The sequence below is a fragment of the Leeia sp. genome (assembly GCF_041909055.1).
In the GTDB taxonomy this organism is placed as follows: domain Bacteria; phylum Pseudomonadota; class Gammaproteobacteria; order Burkholderiales; family Leeiaceae; genus Leeia; species Leeia aquatica.
In genome coordinates this window covers 64,157-81,141 of record NZ_JAYREC010000005.1, presented here as the reverse complement: position 1 = coordinate 81,141, position 16,985 = coordinate 64,157, and the positions used below count along the sequence as shown (strand labels likewise).

The 16,985-nt window shown below is 61.0% G+C and carries 15 protein-coding genes; 10 read left to right on the top strand and 5 right to left on the bottom strand.

Going from position 1 to position 16,985, the window contains the following annotated elements:
* Window positions 1-35: 35 nt before the first annotated feature.
* The 5 genes from rbfA (at window position 36) to ACE3O2_RS13255 (ending at window position 4,534) form a co-directional block, all read left to right on the top strand.
* The gene (gene rbfA / locus ACE3O2_RS13275; RefSeq protein WP_168877479.1) at window positions 36-401 is read left to right on the top strand and encodes a 30S ribosome-binding factor RbfA; all 366 of its coding nucleotides are present in this window, start codon (window positions 36-38) and stop codon (window positions 399-401) included.
* Window positions 394-1,320, top strand: coding sequence for a tRNA pseudouridine(55) synthase TruB (gene truB / locus ACE3O2_RS13270; protein WP_168877478.1), 927 nt, complete (start codon window positions 394-396; stop codon window positions 1,318-1,320). The genes rbfA and truB overlap by 8 nt, the downstream gene beginning before the upstream one ends.
* A 74-nt stretch (window positions 1,321-1,394) precedes the next feature.
* A complete protein-coding gene (rpsO, locus tag ACE3O2_RS13265) occupies window positions 1,395-1,664 on the top strand; it encodes a 30S ribosomal protein S15 (RefSeq protein ID WP_168877477.1) in 270 nt (89 codons plus the stop codon).
* Between the two features lie 177 nt (window positions 1,665-1,841).
* The gene (gene pnp / locus ACE3O2_RS13260) at window positions 1,842-3,974 is read left to right on the top strand and encodes a polyribonucleotide nucleotidyltransferase (RefSeq protein ID WP_374338242.1); all 2,133 of its coding nucleotides are present in this window, start codon (window positions 1,842-1,844) and stop codon (window positions 3,972-3,974) included.
* Window positions 3,975-4,108: 134 nt separating this feature from the next.
* Window positions 4,109-4,534, top strand: a complete 426-nt coding sequence (locus ACE3O2_RS13255) for a copper uptake system-associated protein (RefSeq protein WP_374338240.1) — start codon at window positions 4,109-4,111, stop codon at window positions 4,532-4,534.
* 7 nt (window positions 4,535-4,541) lie between these two features.
* Here ACE3O2_RS13255 and ACE3O2_RS13250 read toward each other — a convergent pair whose 3' ends face one another.
* Window positions 4,542-5,246: a hypothetical protein gene (locus ACE3O2_RS13250; RefSeq protein WP_374338238.1), complete on the bottom strand. Its 705-nt coding sequence runs from the start codon at window positions 5,244-5,246 to the stop codon at window positions 4,542-4,544.
* 222 nt (window positions 5,247-5,468) lie between these two features.
* Window positions 5,469-6,056 (bottom strand): superoxide dismutase, encoded by a 588-nt coding sequence (locus ACE3O2_RS13245; protein WP_374338236.1) that lies wholly within the window; start codon window positions 6,054-6,056, stop codon window positions 5,469-5,471.
* Between the two features lie 356 nt (window positions 6,057-6,412).
* On the opposite strand from ACE3O2_RS13245, the gene ACE3O2_RS13240 reads away from it, so the two are divergent.
* Both ACE3O2_RS13240 and pip read left to right on the top strand, forming a co-directional pair.
* Entirely contained in the window at window positions 6,413-7,336 is a 924-nt protein-coding gene (locus ACE3O2_RS13240; protein ID WP_168877473.1) for a CobD/CbiB family protein, read from the top strand.
* Between the two features lie 33 nt (window positions 7,337-7,369).
* Entirely contained in the window at window positions 7,370-8,356 is a 987-nt protein-coding gene (gene pip, locus ACE3O2_RS13235; RefSeq protein WP_374338233.1) for a prolyl aminopeptidase, read from the top strand.
* A gap of 149 nt (window positions 8,357-8,505) precedes the next feature.
* On the opposite strand, the gene ACE3O2_RS13230 is transcribed toward pip, so the two are convergent.
* The 3 genes from ACE3O2_RS13230 to mfd are packed head-to-tail and all read right to left on the bottom strand — an operon-like array spanning window position 8,506 to window position 13,373.
* Window positions 8,506-9,117, bottom strand: a complete 612-nt coding sequence (locus ACE3O2_RS13230) for a pyridoxamine 5'-phosphate oxidase family protein (protein WP_374338231.1) — start codon at window positions 9,115-9,117, stop codon at window positions 8,506-8,508.
* 2 nt (window positions 9,118-9,119) lie between these two features.
* A complete protein-coding gene (serB, locus tag ACE3O2_RS13225; RefSeq protein ID WP_374338229.1) occupies window positions 9,120-9,959 on the bottom strand; it encodes a phosphoserine phosphatase SerB in 840 nt (279 codons plus the stop codon).
* A 3-nt stretch (window positions 9,960-9,962) separates the two neighbouring features.
* Complete coding sequence (gene mfd, locus ACE3O2_RS13220; protein WP_374338227.1) at window positions 9,963-13,373, bottom strand: transcription-repair coupling factor; 3,411 nt, start codon at window positions 13,371-13,373, stop codon at window positions 9,963-9,965.
* Window positions 13,374-13,556: 183 nt separating this feature from the next.
* On the opposite strand from mfd, the gene ACE3O2_RS13215 reads away from it, so the two are divergent.
* From ACE3O2_RS13215 to ACE3O2_RS13205, 3 genes are all read left to right on the top strand, one after another.
* Window positions 13,557-13,922, top strand: coding sequence for a ComEA family DNA-binding protein (locus ACE3O2_RS13215; protein ID WP_374338225.1), 366 nt, complete (start codon window positions 13,557-13,559; stop codon window positions 13,920-13,922).
* Window positions 13,923-14,094: 172 nt separating this feature from the next.
* Window positions 14,095-14,997 carry a cysteine synthase CysM gene (gene cysM, locus ACE3O2_RS13210; RefSeq protein WP_374338223.1) on the top strand — a complete coding sequence of 301 codons (903 nt, stop codon included), beginning with the start codon at window positions 14,095-14,097 and terminating at the stop codon, window positions 14,995-14,997.
* Window positions 14,997-16,973, top strand: a complete 1,977-nt coding sequence (locus tag ACE3O2_RS13205; RefSeq protein WP_374338221.1) for a hypothetical protein — start codon at window positions 14,997-14,999, stop codon at window positions 16,971-16,973. Before cysM ends, ACE3O2_RS13205 begins: the two co-directional genes overlap by 1 nt.
* Window positions 16,974-16,985 lie beyond the last annotated feature (12 nt).

Genomic DNA, 16,985 nt, shown 5'->3' with positions numbered 1-16,985 from the left:
TGCCGCTCGTAGCATGAACATCATATTGGAACACAATGGCCAAACATTTTACCCGGGCTGACCGGGTGGCACAGCAGCTGCAAAAAGACATCGCCGAGTTGATTCGCGCCGAGCTGGATCATCCGCGTGCTTCGCTGATTACCATCACCGATGTGGAAGTAACGCGCGATTACTCGCACGCCAAGGTGTTCTACACCTTCCTCGGTGAGGAAACCGCTCGTGAAGAGATCGCCGACAAGCTGGAGGCGGCCAAAGGCTTCTTGCGCTCGCAACTGGCGCGCGGCTTCAAGCTGTTCAAGATGCCGGAACTGCACTTTGTCTACGACCTGTCGGTCGAGCAAGGGGTGCAGCTGGATCAATTGATCAGCCGCGCCAACCCAACCCCGGCCAGCGATGAGTAAACCTCGCCGTATCAAACGGCGGGTGGACGGTGTGCTGCTGTTGGACAAGCCTGAGGGCGCATCCAGCAACCAGGTGCTGCAAAAGGTGCGCTGGCTGTACCAGGCCGAAAAGGCGGGCCATACCGGCGTGCTGGATCCGCTGGCCACCGGCTTGCTGCCGCTGTGCTTTGGTGAGGCCACCAAGTTTGCCCAGCGCTGGCTGGATGCTGACAAAGCCTACCGGGCCACGGTACAACTGGGCGCCACCACCACCACTGGTGACCGCGAAGGCGAGGTGCTGCAGACCTGGCCGGTGACCGTGGATGAGGCTGCGTTGCGTGCCGTGCTGCCGCAGTTTCTTGGCCCGCAGATGCAGGTGCCACCGCTGTACTCGGCACTTAAGCACCAGGGCCGCCCCTTGTACGAATATGCCCGTGCCGGACAGGAAATTGAACGAGCGGCGCGCGCGATTCACATTTATGCGTTAGAATTGCAGTCTTGCTCGTTTCCGCAGTTTGTTCTGGATGTGCGTTGCTCCAAAGGCACTTATATCCGGACCCTGGCGGAAGACATGGGCAAGGCTTTGGGCTGTGGTGCGCATCTGGCGGGCCTGCGCCGTACCGAAACCGGTGGCTTTTCACTGGATCAGGCGGTGACAGTTGAGGAACTGGAAGCGATGGACCCTGCTCAAAGGGATGAATTGTTGTTGCCGGTAGACCGCCTATTGGGCGATCTGCCGCAATTGCAACTGTCGGCGAACGATGCCGGCAGGCTGACCCACGGTCAGGCTGTACGCCATGACGGCCAGCCGGGGCAGCAACGGGTATACGGGCCAGAAGGCCGTTTCCTCGGACTCGGGGAAATCAGGCTGGACGGCATGCTGTATCCGTCGCGCATGATGGGTGGTGCCAATGAGCCCAAGCTGTCTGCTGCGGAATGAGGTCTTATTTTTTGAACCAGGGCTGAAATGCCCGCCCCGACTGCCGCAAGGCACGGGTTGATGGAGAAATTGAAATGGCGATTACCGTTGCCCAGAAAGCCGAAGTGATTGGCAAGTTCCAGCGTGCCGCTGGTGATACCGGTTCTTCCGAAGTGCAGATTGCACTGCTGACCACCCGTATCAATGACCTGACCGGCCACTTCAAGAACAACAGCAAGGATCACCATTCCCGCCGCGGTCTGCTGCGGATGGTGAGCCGTCGTCGCAAGCTGCTGGACTACCTGAAGCGTACCGATCTGGACCTGTATCGTTCGCTGATCGAACGTCTGGGCCTGCGTAAATAAGTTGCTCCGGCGGGAAACCGCCTGCCTGCATGCCACCCCTTGCCTTTGGGTAACGGGTGGCATGTTCACATCGAAGGAGGGAGTCTCTAATCGTGCCCGGCGGTTGCAAGACCGGCTGGCAGGCTTAGAGTCTCCTTCGGCAGGGATGCCCAGTGGGGCTGAGTTGAAAGGAAAAACATGAAATTGCAATTGAGCAGTGTGAAAAAAAGCTTCCAGTTTGGACAGCATACCGTCACCCTGGAAACCGGTGAAATCGCCCGCCAGGCCAGCGGTGCCGTGATGGCCAGCATGGGCGATACCTCAGTGCTGGTGTCGGTTGTGGCGGCCAAGAGTGTCAAGCCGGGACAGGATTTCTTCCCGCTGACCGTGGATTACCAAGAGCGTACCTACGCCGCTGGCAAGATTCCGGGCGGCTTCTTCAAGCGCGAAGGCCGCCCGAGCGAAAAGGAAATTCTGGTTTCCCGCCTGATCGACCGTCCGCTGCGCCCGCTGTTCCCGGAAGGCTTCTTCAATGAAGTGCAGATCGTGGCTACCGTGATGTCGGTGGACCCGGAGATTGATCCGGACATCCCGGCCATGCTGGGTGCCTCTGCCGCGCTGGCTGTGGCTGGTGTGCCGTTTGATGGCCCGATTGGCGCGGCCCGTGTGGGTTATGTGGATGGCCAGTATGTGCTGTGCCCCACCTCCACCCAGCTGAAGTCCTCGCAACTGGACTTGGTGGTGGCCGGTACCGAAACCGCCGTGCTGATGGTGGAATCGGAAGCGCAATGCCTGCCGGAAGACGTGATGCTGGGCGCCGTGGTGTTCGGTCACGAACAGATGCAGGCCGCCATCAACGCCATCCTGGATCTGGCCGAAGAAGGTGGCAAGGACCTGTGGGACTGGCAAGCACCGGCTCAGGACGAAGCCCTGGTAGCCCGTGTAGCCGAGCTGGCACAGGAAGGCATCGCAGCCGCCTACCGTATCCGCGACAAGCAGGCGCGTACCCAGGCGCTGGCACAAGTGAAGGAAACGACTTTTGCCGCTGTCCTCACCGCTGAGATGGACACGGTACAGGTCAACGCCATCAAGAACATGGTGAAAGAGCTGGAAGCCAAGGTGGTTCGTGGTCAGATCTTGGCCGGTGAACCGCGCATCGACGGTCGTGACACCCGTACCGTGCGCCCGATCGCCATTCGCAACAGCGTGCTGCCGCGTACCCATGGTTCGGTGCTGTTCACCCGTGGTGAAACCCAGGCGCTGGTGGTAGCCACGCTGGGTACCCCGCAAGACGTGCAGAAGATCGACGCACTGATGGGCGAATACTCTGACCGCTTCATGCTGCACTACAACTTCCCGCCGTACTCCACCGGTGAAACCGGTCGCGTCGGTTCGCCGAAGCGCCGCGAAATCGGTCACGGTAACCTGGCCAAGCGCGCGCTGAAGGCGGTGCTGCCTGCAGCGGAAGACTTCGCCTACACCATGCGTGTGGTGTCCGAGATCACGGAATCCAACGGTTCCTCCTCGATGGCTTCGGTGTGCGGCGGCTGCCTGTCGCTGATGGACGCTGGTGTGCCGCTGAAGGCCCACGTGGCCGGTGTGGCCATGGGCCTGATCAAGGAAGGCAACCGTTTTGCGGTGCTGACCGACATTCTGGGTGACGAAGATCACCTGGGTGACATGGACTTCAAGGTAGCCGGTACCGAAGACGGTGTGACTGCGCTGCAGATGGACATCAAGATCAACGGCATCACCAAGGAAATCATGAAGGCCGCGCTGGAGCAAGCCAAGGCGGGCCGTCTGCACATCCTGGGTCTGATGAAGGAAGCCATGTCTGGTGCCTCCACCGAGATTTCGCAGCATGCCCCGCGCATGTACACCATGAAGATCAACCCGGAGAAGATCCGTGACGTGATCGGCAAGGGTGGCTCGGTGATCCGCGCGCTGACCGAAGAAACCGGTACCCAGATCAATATCGAAGAAGATGGCACCATTACCATCGCTTCGGTGAGTGCTGAAGGTGCTGCACTGGCTCGCAAGCGCATCGAAGAAATCACGGCGGAAGTGGAAGTGGGCGCGGTGTATACCGGCCCGGTGGTGAAGGTGCTGGAGTTCGGTGCCATCGTCAATCTGCTGCCGAACCGCGATGGCCTGCTGCATATCAGCCAGATTGCCCACGAACGCGTGGCCAATGTGACCGACTATGTGAAGGAAGGCGACGTGGTCACCGTGAAGGTGCTGGAGCTGGACGAGAAGGGTCGTGTCAAACTGTCGATGAAGGCCCTGCTGCCGCCGCCGGAGAAGAAACCGGCCCCGGCTGACGAAGCCTGATTCGCGGTCTGATCCCACAAAACGCCACGGCTTGCCGTGGCGTTTTTGTTGGTGGCGAGCGCAAGGCTGGAGCGCATGTACAGCGTGCTATGGCCACATGCTTGCGGCAGTTTGTCACAGCAAGTCCGCTGGGCATGCTGTTAGACTGGCCCTGTCAATTGTCAGACAGTGCGAGGTCTCATGAAGGTCAAGGCATTCATTCTGGGCTTGCTGTTATCGTCAGCTGCGATCGCGGTGCCATTGTACAGCTGCTGCACCGGCAGTTTGACCAGCCGGGTCAAACGCTGGAGGTTCAGCCTTTGGTGGTGGTCAACGACCACGCCCTGCTGGACTGGTGGCAATCCGGACACGGTGGACGTGCCTTGCTGCGCAAACAGGCAGGCGAATGGCAGATTGTGGTCTGTGCGGGCAAGGCATTAAAGCAGATGAGCATGCTGAAGGAAGCTGGAGTCGCAGCTGCAGATGCCGAGGCCATGGTTGAGCAGCTGACCCAGCAGGAAAGCACGCTGCCCGCTGAGCGGCTACAGGTGATGGACGCCTTCGGCATGGCCCACCACTAGGGCCTGGCTAGAGCGGTACCGGTCGCTGGTAGACGAAACGGAAGCCTTCGATCTGCTGTACAAAGTCCAGCCGGAAATCGTAGGCAGAAAGCGAGGGCGCGAGCAGTTCAACCTGGTCCTCTGTTTGAGCCAGACGAATGATCTGCTTGCGAGGCTGGCTCCAGGTCTGCGACACGCCAAGCTGGCTGATACCCTCACGCAGGGTATTGCATACGGGGACATTCAGGATGGGTGAGCGCACGGACTGCCACCAGCCGCGCATGCCGATTTGTCCCAGAATGCGCCAGAGCACCGCGCCAGGCTGGCGGCGGTGATGGACCAGCTCAAAGCGCGCCAAGGGCGCACGCTGGGCGTCCTGATAGTCCCCCAGCCAGCGATGAGACTGACAGCGCAGGCTGCTGTGGGTGAGCTGGGCATCCAGCAGCAAGTGATCCCGGTTAAACGTCACCACGCGCTGGGTATTGTTCCACAGGTGCTGGCATACCATGTGGACGGGCTGGCACATCAGCGCATGGAACAGGCGCAATGGGTGAGTGGGCCGGGGCGGTAGCGACTGCGTGCTGGCAAACAGGGAAAACTGCAATTCATGATGCGCACCGAGGCTGGCCTTGGTGAAATCACCCAGCCAGATGGCCGCCAGCGCCCGGCCCTGCTCGTCCAGCAGCGGGTATTGCCCGGCGGGCAAACGGGCTGCAGCAACTGCACCATCCACATGCCCCCCAGCATCAGCAAATGCCCATCGTAGACATGGTAAGGAGAGCTCAGGCTTTCCCCATTCAGCTCGATGTGCTGATCCAGTGGAAAGCGGCGGAACAGGGCGTGCTGCGCAGCGGAGTGGGGCGTATTCATGACGTCATGATACGGCGGTGTCCCGGCGCGCATCAATAAAAAACCCTGCCAGATGGCAGGGTTTTTTGGCTGGACTTTGGCTTGATCAGGCAAAGCGCTGAGCGACCACGTCCCAGTCCACCAGCTTCCAGAAGCCTTCCAGGTAGTTTGGGCGGCTGTTGCGGTAGTCGATGTAGTAGGCGTGTTCCCACACATCACAGGTCAGCAGGGCGGTGTCAGCGGTGGTCAGCGGGGTGCCAGCGGCGCTGGTGTTGACGATGTCCAGGCTGCCATCTGCCTTTTTCACCAGCCAGGTCCAGCCGGAGCCGAAGTTGCCCGCAGCGGAGGTATTGAAGGCCTTTTTGAATTCGTCCAGCGAACCCCACTTGGCATTGATGGCGTCAGCCAGTGCACCGGTCGGTACGCGGGCATCACCGGCGTTTGGCTTGAAGCCCAGCCAGAAGAAGGTGTGGTTCCACACCTGTGCGGCGTTGTTGAACAAACCACCCGCCGGGGCCTTCTTCACGATCTCTTCCAGCGACAGGGCTTCGTTGTCGGTACCCTTGATCAGGTTGTTCAGATTGGTGATGTAGGTCTGATGATGCTTGCCGTAGTGGTACTCCAGCGTTTCCTTGGACATGTGCGGTGCCAGGGCGTCCAGTGCATACGGCAGTTCGGGCAGTTTGTGTTCCATGAGCAACTCCATAAGGGCAGGCGGGCTGCCGGGTTGGTGTCGGAAGGGCTGGAAAACCGCTCAGCCTGTTCCATGACGGTCTGCCTGGGCATGGCCCAGTGTCGTGGCGTAGTGTAGCCGATCACAGGGGAGGGTGCCAATAGTTGACAAAATTGATCTACTATTGGCTTTAATCCCGAAAATGCCCTGTCACGGCCTGTATGCCTTGTGCAGCGCCTAAGACAAGCCATCGCCCCTTGTGGTATTGTGTACCGCCGGGTCAGCCGCAGTCATGCGTACTGCGTAATGGCCCTGAGTCCGTGCTGGCGTCCGCATGTTCATGCGGGGACGTGAGCGGTTAAGTCTACGGAGTGTGCATGAGCTTGCTCGCCTTGATTCTTGCCCTGCTGCTGGAACAGTTCTACCCGCTGGGCAGTCGTAACCGTGTCTTCCTGCTGTTTACCCGGCTGGCGAATGTCATTGAGCGTAAATTCAACGCCGGTGAGTATGCGCACGGCGTGGTGGGCTGGTGCCTGGCGGTGTTGCCGCTGTGTGCACTGACCTGGCTGATCTATGCCGGGCTGGCCCACTATGTGCATCGGCTGGCGGGGTGGCTGTGGTGTGTCGCCGTGTTGTATCTGACCATGGGCTTCCGCCACTTCTCCAGCGCCTTCTCCGGTATTTCTGAAGCGTTGCAGAATGATGATCTGCCCAAGGCGCGCGAACTGCTGGCGCAGTGGACAGGGCAAGCCACCAGTGAGATGACCACCAGCGAAGTGTCCAAAGTGGCCATTGAGCAAGGCTTGATGGATTCCCACCGCTTTGTGTTTGGTACCATTTTCTGGTTCATGGTGCTGCCGGGCCCGATGGGGGCGGTGCTGTACCGCTTGTCGACTCGCCTGTATGACAAATGGGGCAGCATGCGTATTCCGGGGGACGCCGCATTTGGCCGGTTTGCTGTACAGGTTTATGAGTGGCTGGACTGGATTCCGGTCCGCTTGACCGCCACCAGCTTTGCCATCGTCGGTGACTTTGAGGACGCGGTGTACTGCTGGCGTTCGCAAGCAGCCAACTGGGCCAATTACGCCTACGGTATCCTGCTGGCCAGTGGCGCAGGGGCCATTGGTGTACGACTGGGCGACCCGGTGCATCAGGACCATACCGTCAAATACCGGCCGGAGCTGGGGCTGGGCGATGATGCGGATCCCAATTATCTGAAGAGTGCGGTGGGCCTGATCTGGCGTACCGTGGTGTTATGGCTGGTGGTCATTCTGCTGATCTGGCTGTCCAGTCGCGTTTGAGCCCACTCTTGCCCCTTTTTGCCTGGTAAAAATATGCTGGATACCATCCTGTTCCCTGCCATTGAACCGCTGCGTCACGGCCATCTGCCGGTTGATGACGTGCACACCCTGTACTGGGAGTGCTGCGGCAACCCGGAGGGTATTCCTGTGCTGTTTCTGCACGGTGGGCCGGGTTCGGGTGTTTCCGCCACCAGTCGGCGCTTTTTTGATCCGGAACGCTACCACATCATCTTGCTGGATCAGCGGGGCTCCGGGCGCTCCACTCCGCTGGGTGAACTGCGCAACAATACCACGGCCCATCTGATTGCTGACATTGAAGCATTGCGTCACATGCTGGGCATTGCCAAGTGGCTGGTGTTTGGCGGCTCATGGGGTTCGACGCTGGCGCTGGCCTACAGTGAAGCACATCCCGAGCATTGTCTTGGCCTGGTCTTGCGTGGCATCTGGCTGGGCAGCGAGGCGGAGATTGATTGGTGGAATAATGGCATACGCATGGTGTTCCCGGATGCATGGGCACGCTATGCCGGGCATATTCCGGAGGCTGAGCGTGAAGATCTGCTGGCCGCTTACGGCAAGCGGTTGTTTTCGGATGATCCGGCGCTCTATCTGCCGGCCGCGCGTGCCTGGGCGGAGTATGAAAACGTCTGTGCCCAGCTGTTACCCCCGCCAGCGGATGAGGTGATGAGCGACGCCTTGGTGACGGCGATGGGGCGACTGGAGGCGTGGTACTTTACCCATCGCATTTTCCTGCCGCCGGACCAGCTACTGAACCAGGTGGACCGGATCCGGCATTTGCCCTGCTTTATTGCCCACGGGCGTTACGACATGGTGTGTCCGCTGCGCTATGCCTTCCAGCTGAAAGCAGTCTGGCCTGAAGCGCAGTTGCATGTGGTGGCCGATGCCGGACATACCGCAGGCGAGCCGGGTATAGCCCATGCACTGGTTGCGGCGACCAACCATTTTGCCCAGCACGGCGACTTCCAGGCTTTTCAGCCGCCTGCGTTCAGCCGTTTTGCCTGAACCGGCTTAGAACCTGTTTATGGTCTGCTGCGCGACGGCGATACGGCGTTGAAAACCACTTCAGAATGCTCATTTACACCGAGTAAACTCCGCTTCCTCAGTCGTTTTCGCCTTGTCTCACCCTCGCTCGCGAGACCCTAAACAGGTTCTTAGGGCACCAGCCAGCGCGACTGCAACTTGCCTTCCGGCGTCCAGTGAAACTGGGCGCGGCGCTGGCTATAGTGGGCCAGATACAGCCAGTCCAGTGTTTCTATCTGCACCTGTAACAGTGCGAAGTGCGCGCGCCCCTGTTCACTCTCGGTTGAGCTGGGGGCGCGAAACGCCAGTGCTTGCGGCAGGCCGTTGCCGGGCTCATCCAGCGGTTTGCCGGGGCCGGGGTGGACCAGATAAGTACGGCGCGACAGCATGCGGCTGGCTCGCCAGCCCGCATCTGCCTGGGCGTCATCCAGGTGCAGGCTGGCTTGTCCGCTCAACTGCAGCTGGATCTTCTGCGCGGCATCATACACATGCAGCGACACCGTCGGGTTTTGCCGGATTTCCTCAAGCTTGCTGCTTCGGCTGTCGGTGTGCAGGGTCAGCACCCGCTGCTTGATGTCCAGCGCCCGCAGGATGATGCTGCGCAGTTTGGGCTTGCCATCCAGGCCGACTGTGGCCAGTGTCGGGACATGGGCCGGTACCCGGATATCCGGTACACCTTGCTGCAACAGCCGCCAGGCAGCATCCAGTGTGGCATTCAGGTCATCGTAGAACGGGGTCGGCATGGTCAGTTCGGGAACAGGTTAAGCAGGCCATCCAGCCCGACATGATCGAAGCAGGCCGTGGCGACGTGTTTCAGCGCCGGCTTGCCACGGAAGGCAATGGACACCGCCGCGGCCTGGAACATGGGAATATCGTTGGCACCATCCCCAAACGCAATGGTCTGGTCTGGCTGTAGACCGGCAGCATCCCGTAAGCGCTGCAGGTGGCGTGCCTTGGCAGCGGCGTCGATCAGTTCGCCTTCCACCCGACCAGTGAGGTGACCATTGTGCACTTCCAGTCGGTTGGCGATGGCGTGGGTCAGGCCCAGCCGCTGTTGCAGCCGCTCGGTAAAGAAAGTGAAGCCGCCTGAAATCAACAGCGTCTGCAAACCGGCGGCGTGCACTTGCTTCAGCATACGCTCTGCCCCCGGCTGGAGTGCCAGCCGCTGCTGGTAGACGGTGTCCAGCGCGGCCTCTGGCAGCCCTGCCAGCAATGCCACCCGCTCACGCAGGCTGCTGGCAAAATCCAGCTCGCCCGCCATGGAGCGCTCGGTAATGGCGGCTACCTCGGCCTTCAGCCCTTGCAGGTCGGCAATTTCGTCGACGCACTCGATGGTGATCAAGGTGGAGTCCATGTCCATGGCCACCAGCCCAAAGGACGACAGCGGTCGCGCATCCACCCAGGCGTGGTCGTACTGCCACTGTGCACACAGGCTGGCGATACGAGCTCGCTCTGCAGGTTGTGCTTCATCCAGTAGCCCGCATTGCGGGTGGCGCAGTACCGGCGCAGCACTGTGGCTCAACTGGGCCAGCAGCGCCAGATGGGCAGGGTCAATATCGCGAAGGGCATGAACAATCAAAGGCATGGCTTAGCTCAGTTCCTTGAACAATTCCTTGATGCGGGCAATGCGTACGCCCAGTTCCGGCAGTTTGCTTTCCACCTTCAGCCGGTCCGGCCCGGCCAGTTTGTAATGGCGCTTGCTCTGGATCAGGGTGATGATTTTCATCGGGTCGATCGGTGGGTTGGGGACAAACTGCAGGTTGATGCCGTTTTCCGTGGCGTCGAGCTTGCTCACCCCCAGCGGCTTGGCCAGCAGGCGCAGGCGGTGCGATTCCACCAGCGCTTGTGTGGCTTCCGGCAGCAGGCCAAAGCGGTCGATCAGCTCCTGGTGCAATTCATCCAGCTCGTCAGCAGTACTGCAGTTGGCCAGCCGCTTGTACAGGACCAGCCGCTCATGCACATCCGGGCAATAGTCAGTCGGCAGCAGGGCGGGGACGTGCAGGTTGATTTCGGACACCACTTCCAGCGGCTGTGAGAAGTCCGGCTCCAGCCCCTTCTTCAGTGCTTTGACCGCCTGATTCAGCATCTCCGAGTACAGGCTGAAGCCGATTTCCTGTACCTGGCCGCTCTGGCCGTCGCCTAACACCTCACCCGCGCCACGGATTTCCAGGTCGTGCATCGCCAGATAGAAACCGGAGCCCAGCTCCTCCATCATCTGGATGGCTTCCAGCCGTTTGATGGCAGCGTTGGTGGTCTTCTCCGGGGTCAGCAGATAGGCGTAAGCCTGATGGTGGCTGCGCCCCACGCGACCCCGCAGCTGGTGCAACTGGGCCAGACCGAACTTGTCCGCACGGTGAATCAGGATGGTGTTGGCGTTGGGAACGTCGATACCGGTTTCGATGATGGTGGTACACAGAAACAGGTTGAAGCGCTGCTGGTAAAAGTCGCGCATCACGGTTTCCAGCTCGCGCTCGCGCATCTGGCCGTGGCCGATGCCAATGCGGGCCTCCGGCACCAGCTTTTCCAGCCGGGCGCGCATGTGCTCGATGGTGTCGACCTCGTTGTAGAGGAAGAATACCTGGCCACCACGTTTGAGCTCGCGCAGCACCGCTTCGCGGATCACACCATCCGACTCGGGGGCGACAAAGGTCTTGATCGCCAGCCGGCGTTGCGGCGCGGTGGCGATCACCGAGAAGTCGCGCAAGCCTTCCAGCGCCATACCGAGCGTACGCGGAATCGGCGTGGCCGTCAGCGTCAGCACGTCCACCTCGGCACGCAGGGCTTTCAGTTGTTCTTTCTGCCGCACGCCAAAGCGGTGCTCTTCGTCGATGATCACGAGACCCAGCCGGGCAAATTCAATGTCCGGCTGCACCAGGCGATGGGTACCGATCACGATGTCGACGCTGCCATCCGCCAGACCCTTGAGCGCTTGCGCCTGTTCCTTGGCGGTGCGGAAGCGGCTAAGCTCCACCACCTTCACTGGCCAGTCGGCAAAGCGGTCGCTGAAGGTTTGCCAATGCTGCTCGGCCAGCAGGGTGGTGGGCACCAGCACCGCTACCTGTTTGCCATCGGCCACCGCCACAAAGGCGGCACGCAAGGCCACTTCGGTCTTGCCGAAACCCACATCGCCACACACCAGCCGGTCCATCGGCTTGCCGCTGGTCATGTCCTGGATCACCGCAGCGATGGCTGCAGCCTGATCCGGAGTTTCCTCAAAGCCAAAACCCTCGGCAAAGGCCGCATGATCATGCTCGGAGAGCTTGAAGGCGTAGCCTTGGCGGGCGGCGCGGCGGGCGTAGAGGTTGAGCAATTCGGCGGCGGTATCGCGCACCTGCTCGGCGGCCTTCTTGCGCGCCTTGTCCCATTGACCGGAACCCAGCTTGTGCAGCGGTGCGGCGTCTGCGGAAACCCCAGCATAGCGGGACACCACGTGCAGCTGCGCTACCGGAATGTACAGCTTGGCATCATCGGCATAAGACAGGTGCAGGAACTCGGTGGCGCCTTCGCCCAGATCCAGCGTCACCAGCCCCAGATAACGACCCACCCCGTGCTGCTCATGCACCACCGGGTCTCCGGCTTTCAGCTCGGAGAGGTCACGCAGCAAGTTTTCGGTATTGGTTTTCTTGCCTTGCCGCTTGCCTTTGCTGCTGCTGTAAGTGGCGTACAGTTCGGCTTCGGTGAGCAGGGTGTAGTCTGGCGTGGCGTAACCTTGCTGCAGGGCACCGACGCACAGCGCAAATGGCGCGTCACTGCTCAGGAAGGCGGCGAAATCCTCGACCACCTGCGGCTGCAGCTGGTATTCCTTGAGCAGGTTGAGCAGGGTTTCACGCCGACCAAGCGACTCGGCTACCAGCAGCGTGGGGGCACGGGCGGCCTGCAGGTGCTGGCGCAGACGGAACAGCGGGTCTTCTTCGCGGCGCTCCACCCATACTTTCGGGGCACTGAGGCAAGGGCCGCTGTCATGCTCGGCCGTGGGCTCCGGCAGCGTGATGCGGGTCCAGTGCTGGCAGTGGGCAAAGAATTGCTCGGCGCTCAGGAACAGGCGCTGCGGTGGCAGCAAGGGATGTTCCTTGTCACCAGACAGCAGACGGTAGCGGGAATCGGTGTCCTTCCAGAAACCCTGGGAGGCCTCATCCAGATCGTGATGCAATGCCAGCGTGGCCTCTGGTGGCAGATAGTCAAACAGGGTGGCGGTTTCATCAAAGAACAGCGGCAGGTAGTACTCAATGCCTGCCGGGGTCATGCCGGCGCTGACATCCTTGTACAACCGGGACTTGGTGGGGTCGCCTTCAAAGGTTTCGCGGAAATTGCGGCGGAATGTCTGCACACCGTTGGCGTCGGTCGGGAATTCGCGCGCGGGTAGCAGGCGGATGTCGGCGACCGGGTAGAGGGTGCGCTGGCTGTCGACATCAAAGGTACGGATGCTCTCCAGCTCGCGGTCGAACAAGTCCAGCCGGTACGGCAGCACCGAGCCCATCGGGAACAGGTCGATCAGGCTGCCGCGCACACTGTACTCACCGGGCGAATAGACCTGGTTGACGTGATGATAGCCTGCCAGGGTGAATTGCTCGCGCAGCTTGTCGAGGTCCAGTACCTCGCCCTTGCGAAGCATGAAGGTATAGGCCGCCAGATAAGACGGCGGGGTCAGCCGGTACAGCACAGTGGCCAGCGGCACGATGGCTACATCAAACTGGCGGCTGTGCAGCTGGTAGAGCGTCGCCAGCCGGGCCGAGACCAAGTCATGATGCGGCGAGAAATGGTCGTAGGGCAGGGTTTCCCAGTCCGGCAACAGGCAGCAGCGTAGCGCCGGGTTGAAAAAGGCCAGCTCTTCCAGCAGACGCTGGGCATGCTGTGCTGTGGCGGTAATCACCACCAGCGGAGCGCGCTGCCCGGCCAGCTGCGCCAATGCCAGTGCATCAGCCGCGCCAGGCAAGGCGGGCCAGCGGAATTTCTGCCCGGCGGCGGGGAGGGACAGGTCAGGCAAGGCGTTCAGCGACATGGACGAAAGGACAGGCGGCAAAACGCTGATTATAAAGGAAGTCCACTTTCACCGCAGCCCGCCTGCTTGCGGTAGATATTGCGCTGCAATACACTGATCAAGTGTGGTCTTGGTAACAACCCGGCTACGGGCGAGATGTTGCATTACAGTGATTCCATTTATACCAACAGGGAGTGTTGCGCCATGAAGAAGCTGTTTGCAGGCTTGTTTGCTGCTTTTGCCATGCATTTTGCGCTGGCCGCCGTCAATATCAATACTGCGACCCAGGCGCAGTTGGAAAGCCTGAAGGGCGTGGGTCCGGCCAAAGCCAAGGCCATCATTGAGTATCGTACCAAGAATGGTCCGTTCAAGACCCTGGATGGACTGAAGCAGGTCAATGGTATTGGTGATGGCATTTTCAACAAGATCAAGGGTGATATCACGCTGTCGGCTGCGGCCACCACGACCAAGCCGGCGGTGCCTGCCGGTAAGCCCGCTACGGCAGCAACGCCAGCCAAACCGGCTGTGCCTGCCAAGAAAGATGTCAAACCGGCGGCGCCGAGCAAGTAAGCTCCGTACGGCGACATGGGCCGCCCTATCAGGCCACCCAGCAGGGTGGCCTTTTGCTTCATGCCTGGCAGGCATAAACTCATGCCATGCCGGTTAATGCGGAACCCTGCCTTTCGGCTACCATCCAAAGCATTTCAACCTGCCTGGCCCTCGGCCCGAAATGTGAATCATCATGACACTGACCATTGCCCAGACTGTAGGCAACACGCCGCTGGTTTCCCTGCAACGCTTGCCAGCACAGTTGGGTATTGCGGCAGGGGTTTCTGTTCTGTTGAAGCTGGAGGGGAACAATCCTGCAGGTTCGGTCAAGGACCGGCCCGCACTGTCCATGATTCGCCGGGCGCAGGCGCGCGGCGACATTCAGCCCGGTGACACGCTGATCGAGGCCACCAGCGGTAATACCGGCATTGCCCTGGCGATGGCCGCTGCGGTGATGGGCTACCGCATGATCTTGATCATGCCGGAACACCTGAGTGTAGAGCGGCGGCAGTCGATGGCGGCCTACGGTGCACAGATCATTCTCACCCCGCGCGAGGTGGGCATGGAGGGCGCGCGCGACCTGGCTGAGCAGATGCAGCGAGACGGCAAGGGCCGCATTCTCGACCAGTTTGGCAATCCGGATAATCCTCTGGCGCACTATGAGGGCACCGGCCCGGAAATCTGGCGCGATACTCAGGGGCACATCACCCACTTTGTCAGCAGCATGGGGACGACGGGTACCATCATGGGGACGTCCCGTTTCCTCAAGGAGCAGAACCCTGCGATTGAAGTGGTGGGGGTGCAGCCGGAAGAGGGCGCGCAGATTCCGGGGATCCGTAAATGGCCGGAAGCCTATCTGCCACGCATTTATGACCCTGCCCGGGTCGACCGGTTGCTGTATGTTTCCCAGCAGGCGGCAGAAGACATGACCCGTACGCTGGCGCAGCAGGAAGGTATCTTCGTCGGGGTGTCATCCGGTGGTGCGCTGGCTGCTGCCCTGCAGCTGGCTGCTGGCTTGCAACACGGCGTGGTGGTGTCGATTGCCTGCGATCGGGGCGACCGCTATCTGTCGACCGGTATTTTCCCGGCAGGATGATGCAACGCGTCCTGCTCTTGCTGCTGATGTTGCCCATGCTGGCATGGGCTGCACAACTGCAACTGGATCTGGGCAGCCTCACTGGGCCCCAGATGCAACTCACCCATCTGCAAGCCTCTCTGGATACCGAGCGTCAGCAACTGCGCCTGCAGGCGGCCCAGCTCCAGTTTGGCCAACACCAGTGGCGGCAGCTACAACTGCAGTGCGGACGCTTCGTCTGGCAGGCCAGGGAGCTGGCGTGCCTGGAGGGGCAGCTCAGTTTTGACGGGCCGCCACGCAAGCGGGTGGCCGGGCGTGTCAATTTGCGTTATCAGCCCCAAAGCCGCAGCTTGCAGCTCACCTTGTCACCCCAGTCGGGCCAGCAGCTCTCGCTGCACGCCACAGCGGGCAAGGGTGGCTGGCAAGGCAAACTGGATTTACAGCAATGGCCGGTGACTGACGCCTTGCCGTGGTGGCCAACAGATTTACCCCAGCCCCGCCAGGGGCTGCTGAGTGCGCAACTGGACTGGCAGCAGAGCAGCCCAAGGCTGGATGGCAAGCTGTCCTTGCGTGGCGTGCAGTTTGCGGACAGCAGTGGCAGCCGGGCAGGTGAGCGGGTGGATCTGGACTGGCAAGGGCAACTGGCCCTGAATGCCGAGGGCGGCAGCTGGCAGGGGCAGCTGCGCTGGTTGGCGGGCGAGGTGTACTGGGAGCCGTTCTATCTGAAGCTGGATGCCTCGCCGCTGGTGCTGGAGAGCCGGGGGCAGTGGCAAGGTCCGCAGCTGGAGGTCAAGCAGGCACAGCTGCAGTGGGCACCTTTGGGGCAACTGGATTTTGACCTGCTGTTACAGCAAGGCAAACTGAACCGTGTGCGGCTGCAGGGACAAGGCTTGGCGCTGAAGCCGCTGTACGAAACGGCCTTGCAGCCTTTGTTGACCAGCCCGCTGCTGAAAGCATTGCAAGCGGAGGGCAGGGCCGACGTGTCCTTGCTGGTGCAGGAAGGTGCGCTACAACGCTTGACGCTGGGCTTGCATGAGGTGTCCCTGGTGGACAAAGGTGGCAAGCTGGGCTGGTATGGCGTGAATGGCAGCCTGCCCTGGTCCCGGACGGAGGCAACTACTGCAGCCCTCGGCTGGAAAGGGGGCGTGGTGCTGGGGCTGCCCTTGGGCGCTGCGGAGTTGAAGCTGAACCTGCACGGCTCTGCACTCAGTACCCCGCGCTTTGAGCAGGCCTTGCTCGGCGGGCGCCTGGTGCTGAAGGATGTGTCGCTCAAGCAGCAGGAGGATGGCTGGCATGGAGGCCTGAGCGGAGAGCTGACCGGCGTATCGCTGCCGGAAATGTCCACGGCCCTGCAGTGGCCACGCATCGAGGGCGAACTGTCTGGCAGCTTGCCGAGGGTGGTGCTGAGCCCGAAAGAGTTGCGCCTGTTCGGCCCGCTGGAAATCCAGGCGTTTGATGGCATTGCCTTCTTGCGCAATGTGCGGCTGCAGGAGCCTTTTGGTGTGGCGCCGCGGTTCTCGGCGGATCTGGCCATGCAGAACCTGGACCTGTTGCAGCTGACCCGTACCTTCTCGTTCGGTGCCATCGAGGGGCGTCTGGATGTCAATGTGGATGATCTGCAGCTGCTCAACTGGGAGCTGCAGCAGTTTGATGCGCGTATTGGCAGCAGCCCCGGCGATTACCGGAAACGAATCAGCCAGCGTGCGGTCGAAAACATCAGCGCGCTGGGCGGGGCGGGCACGGCCGCGGCCTTGCAACGTACTTTCCTGCGCTTTTTTGAGACGTTTGGCTATAGTCAGCTCGGTGTGAGTTGTCGCTTGCGCAACAATGTCTGCCAGATGGATGGCATTGCCGCTTCGCCCAATGGCTATGTGCTGGTATCGGGAGGTGGCGTTCCGTCCATCAACGTCATCGGCTACAATCGCGCTGTGCAGTGGTCAGAGCTGATGCAGCGCCTGAAGCGGATTACTGCGGGTGGTTCCGCAGTGGTGCAGTGACCTCACCGGAGA

Bases quoted from the DNA above. Each gene is read 5' to 3' on its own strand.
- ACE3O2_RS13255 (WP_374338240.1), top strand. From the start codon at position 4,109: ATGCTGTTAGACTGGCCCTGTCAATTGTCAGACAGTGCGAGGTCTCAT.
- ACE3O2_RS13230 (WP_374338231.1), bottom strand. From the start codon at position 9,117: ATGCCGACCCCGTTCTACGATGACCTGAATGCCACACTGGATGCTGCC.
- rbfA (WP_168877479.1), top strand. From the start codon at position 36: ATGGCCAAACATTTTACCCGGGCTGACCGGGTGGCACAGCAGCTGCAA.
- mfd (WP_374338227.1), bottom strand. From the start codon at position 13,373: ATGTCGCTGAACGCCTTGCCTGACCTGTCCCTCCCCGCCGCCGGGCAG.
- truB (WP_168877478.1), top strand. From the start codon at position 394: ATGAGTAAACCTCGCCGTATCAAACGGCGGGTGGACGGTGTGCTGCTG.
- cysM (WP_374338223.1), top strand. From the start codon at position 14,095: ATGACACTGACCATTGCCCAGACTGTAGGCAACACGCCGCTGGTTTCC.
- ACE3O2_RS13245 (WP_374338236.1), bottom strand. From the start codon at position 6,056: ATGGAACACAAACTGCCCGAACTGCCGTATGCACTGGACGCCCTGGCA.
- ACE3O2_RS13240 (WP_168877473.1), top strand. From the start codon at position 6,413: ATGAGCTTGCTCGCCTTGATTCTTGCCCTGCTGCTGGAACAGTTCTAC.
- rpsO (WP_168877477.1), top strand. From the start codon at position 1,395: ATGGCGATTACCGTTGCCCAGAAAGCCGAAGTGATTGGCAAGTTCCAG.
- serB (WP_374338229.1), bottom strand. From the start codon at position 9,959: ATGCCTTTGATTGTTCATGCCCTTCGCGATATTGACCCTGCCCATCTG.
- ACE3O2_RS13205 (WP_374338221.1), top strand. From the start codon at position 14,997: ATGCAACGCGTCCTGCTCTTGCTGCTGATGTTGCCCATGCTGGCATGG.
- ACE3O2_RS13215 (WP_374338225.1), top strand. From the start codon at position 13,557: ATGAAGAAGCTGTTTGCAGGCTTGTTTGCTGCTTTTGCCATGCATTTT.
- pip (WP_374338233.1), top strand. From the start codon at position 7,370: ATGCTGGATACCATCCTGTTCCCTGCCATTGAACCGCTGCGTCACGGC.
- pnp (WP_374338242.1), top strand. From the start codon at position 1,842: ATGAAATTGCAATTGAGCAGTGTGAAAAAAAGCTTCCAGTTTGGACAG.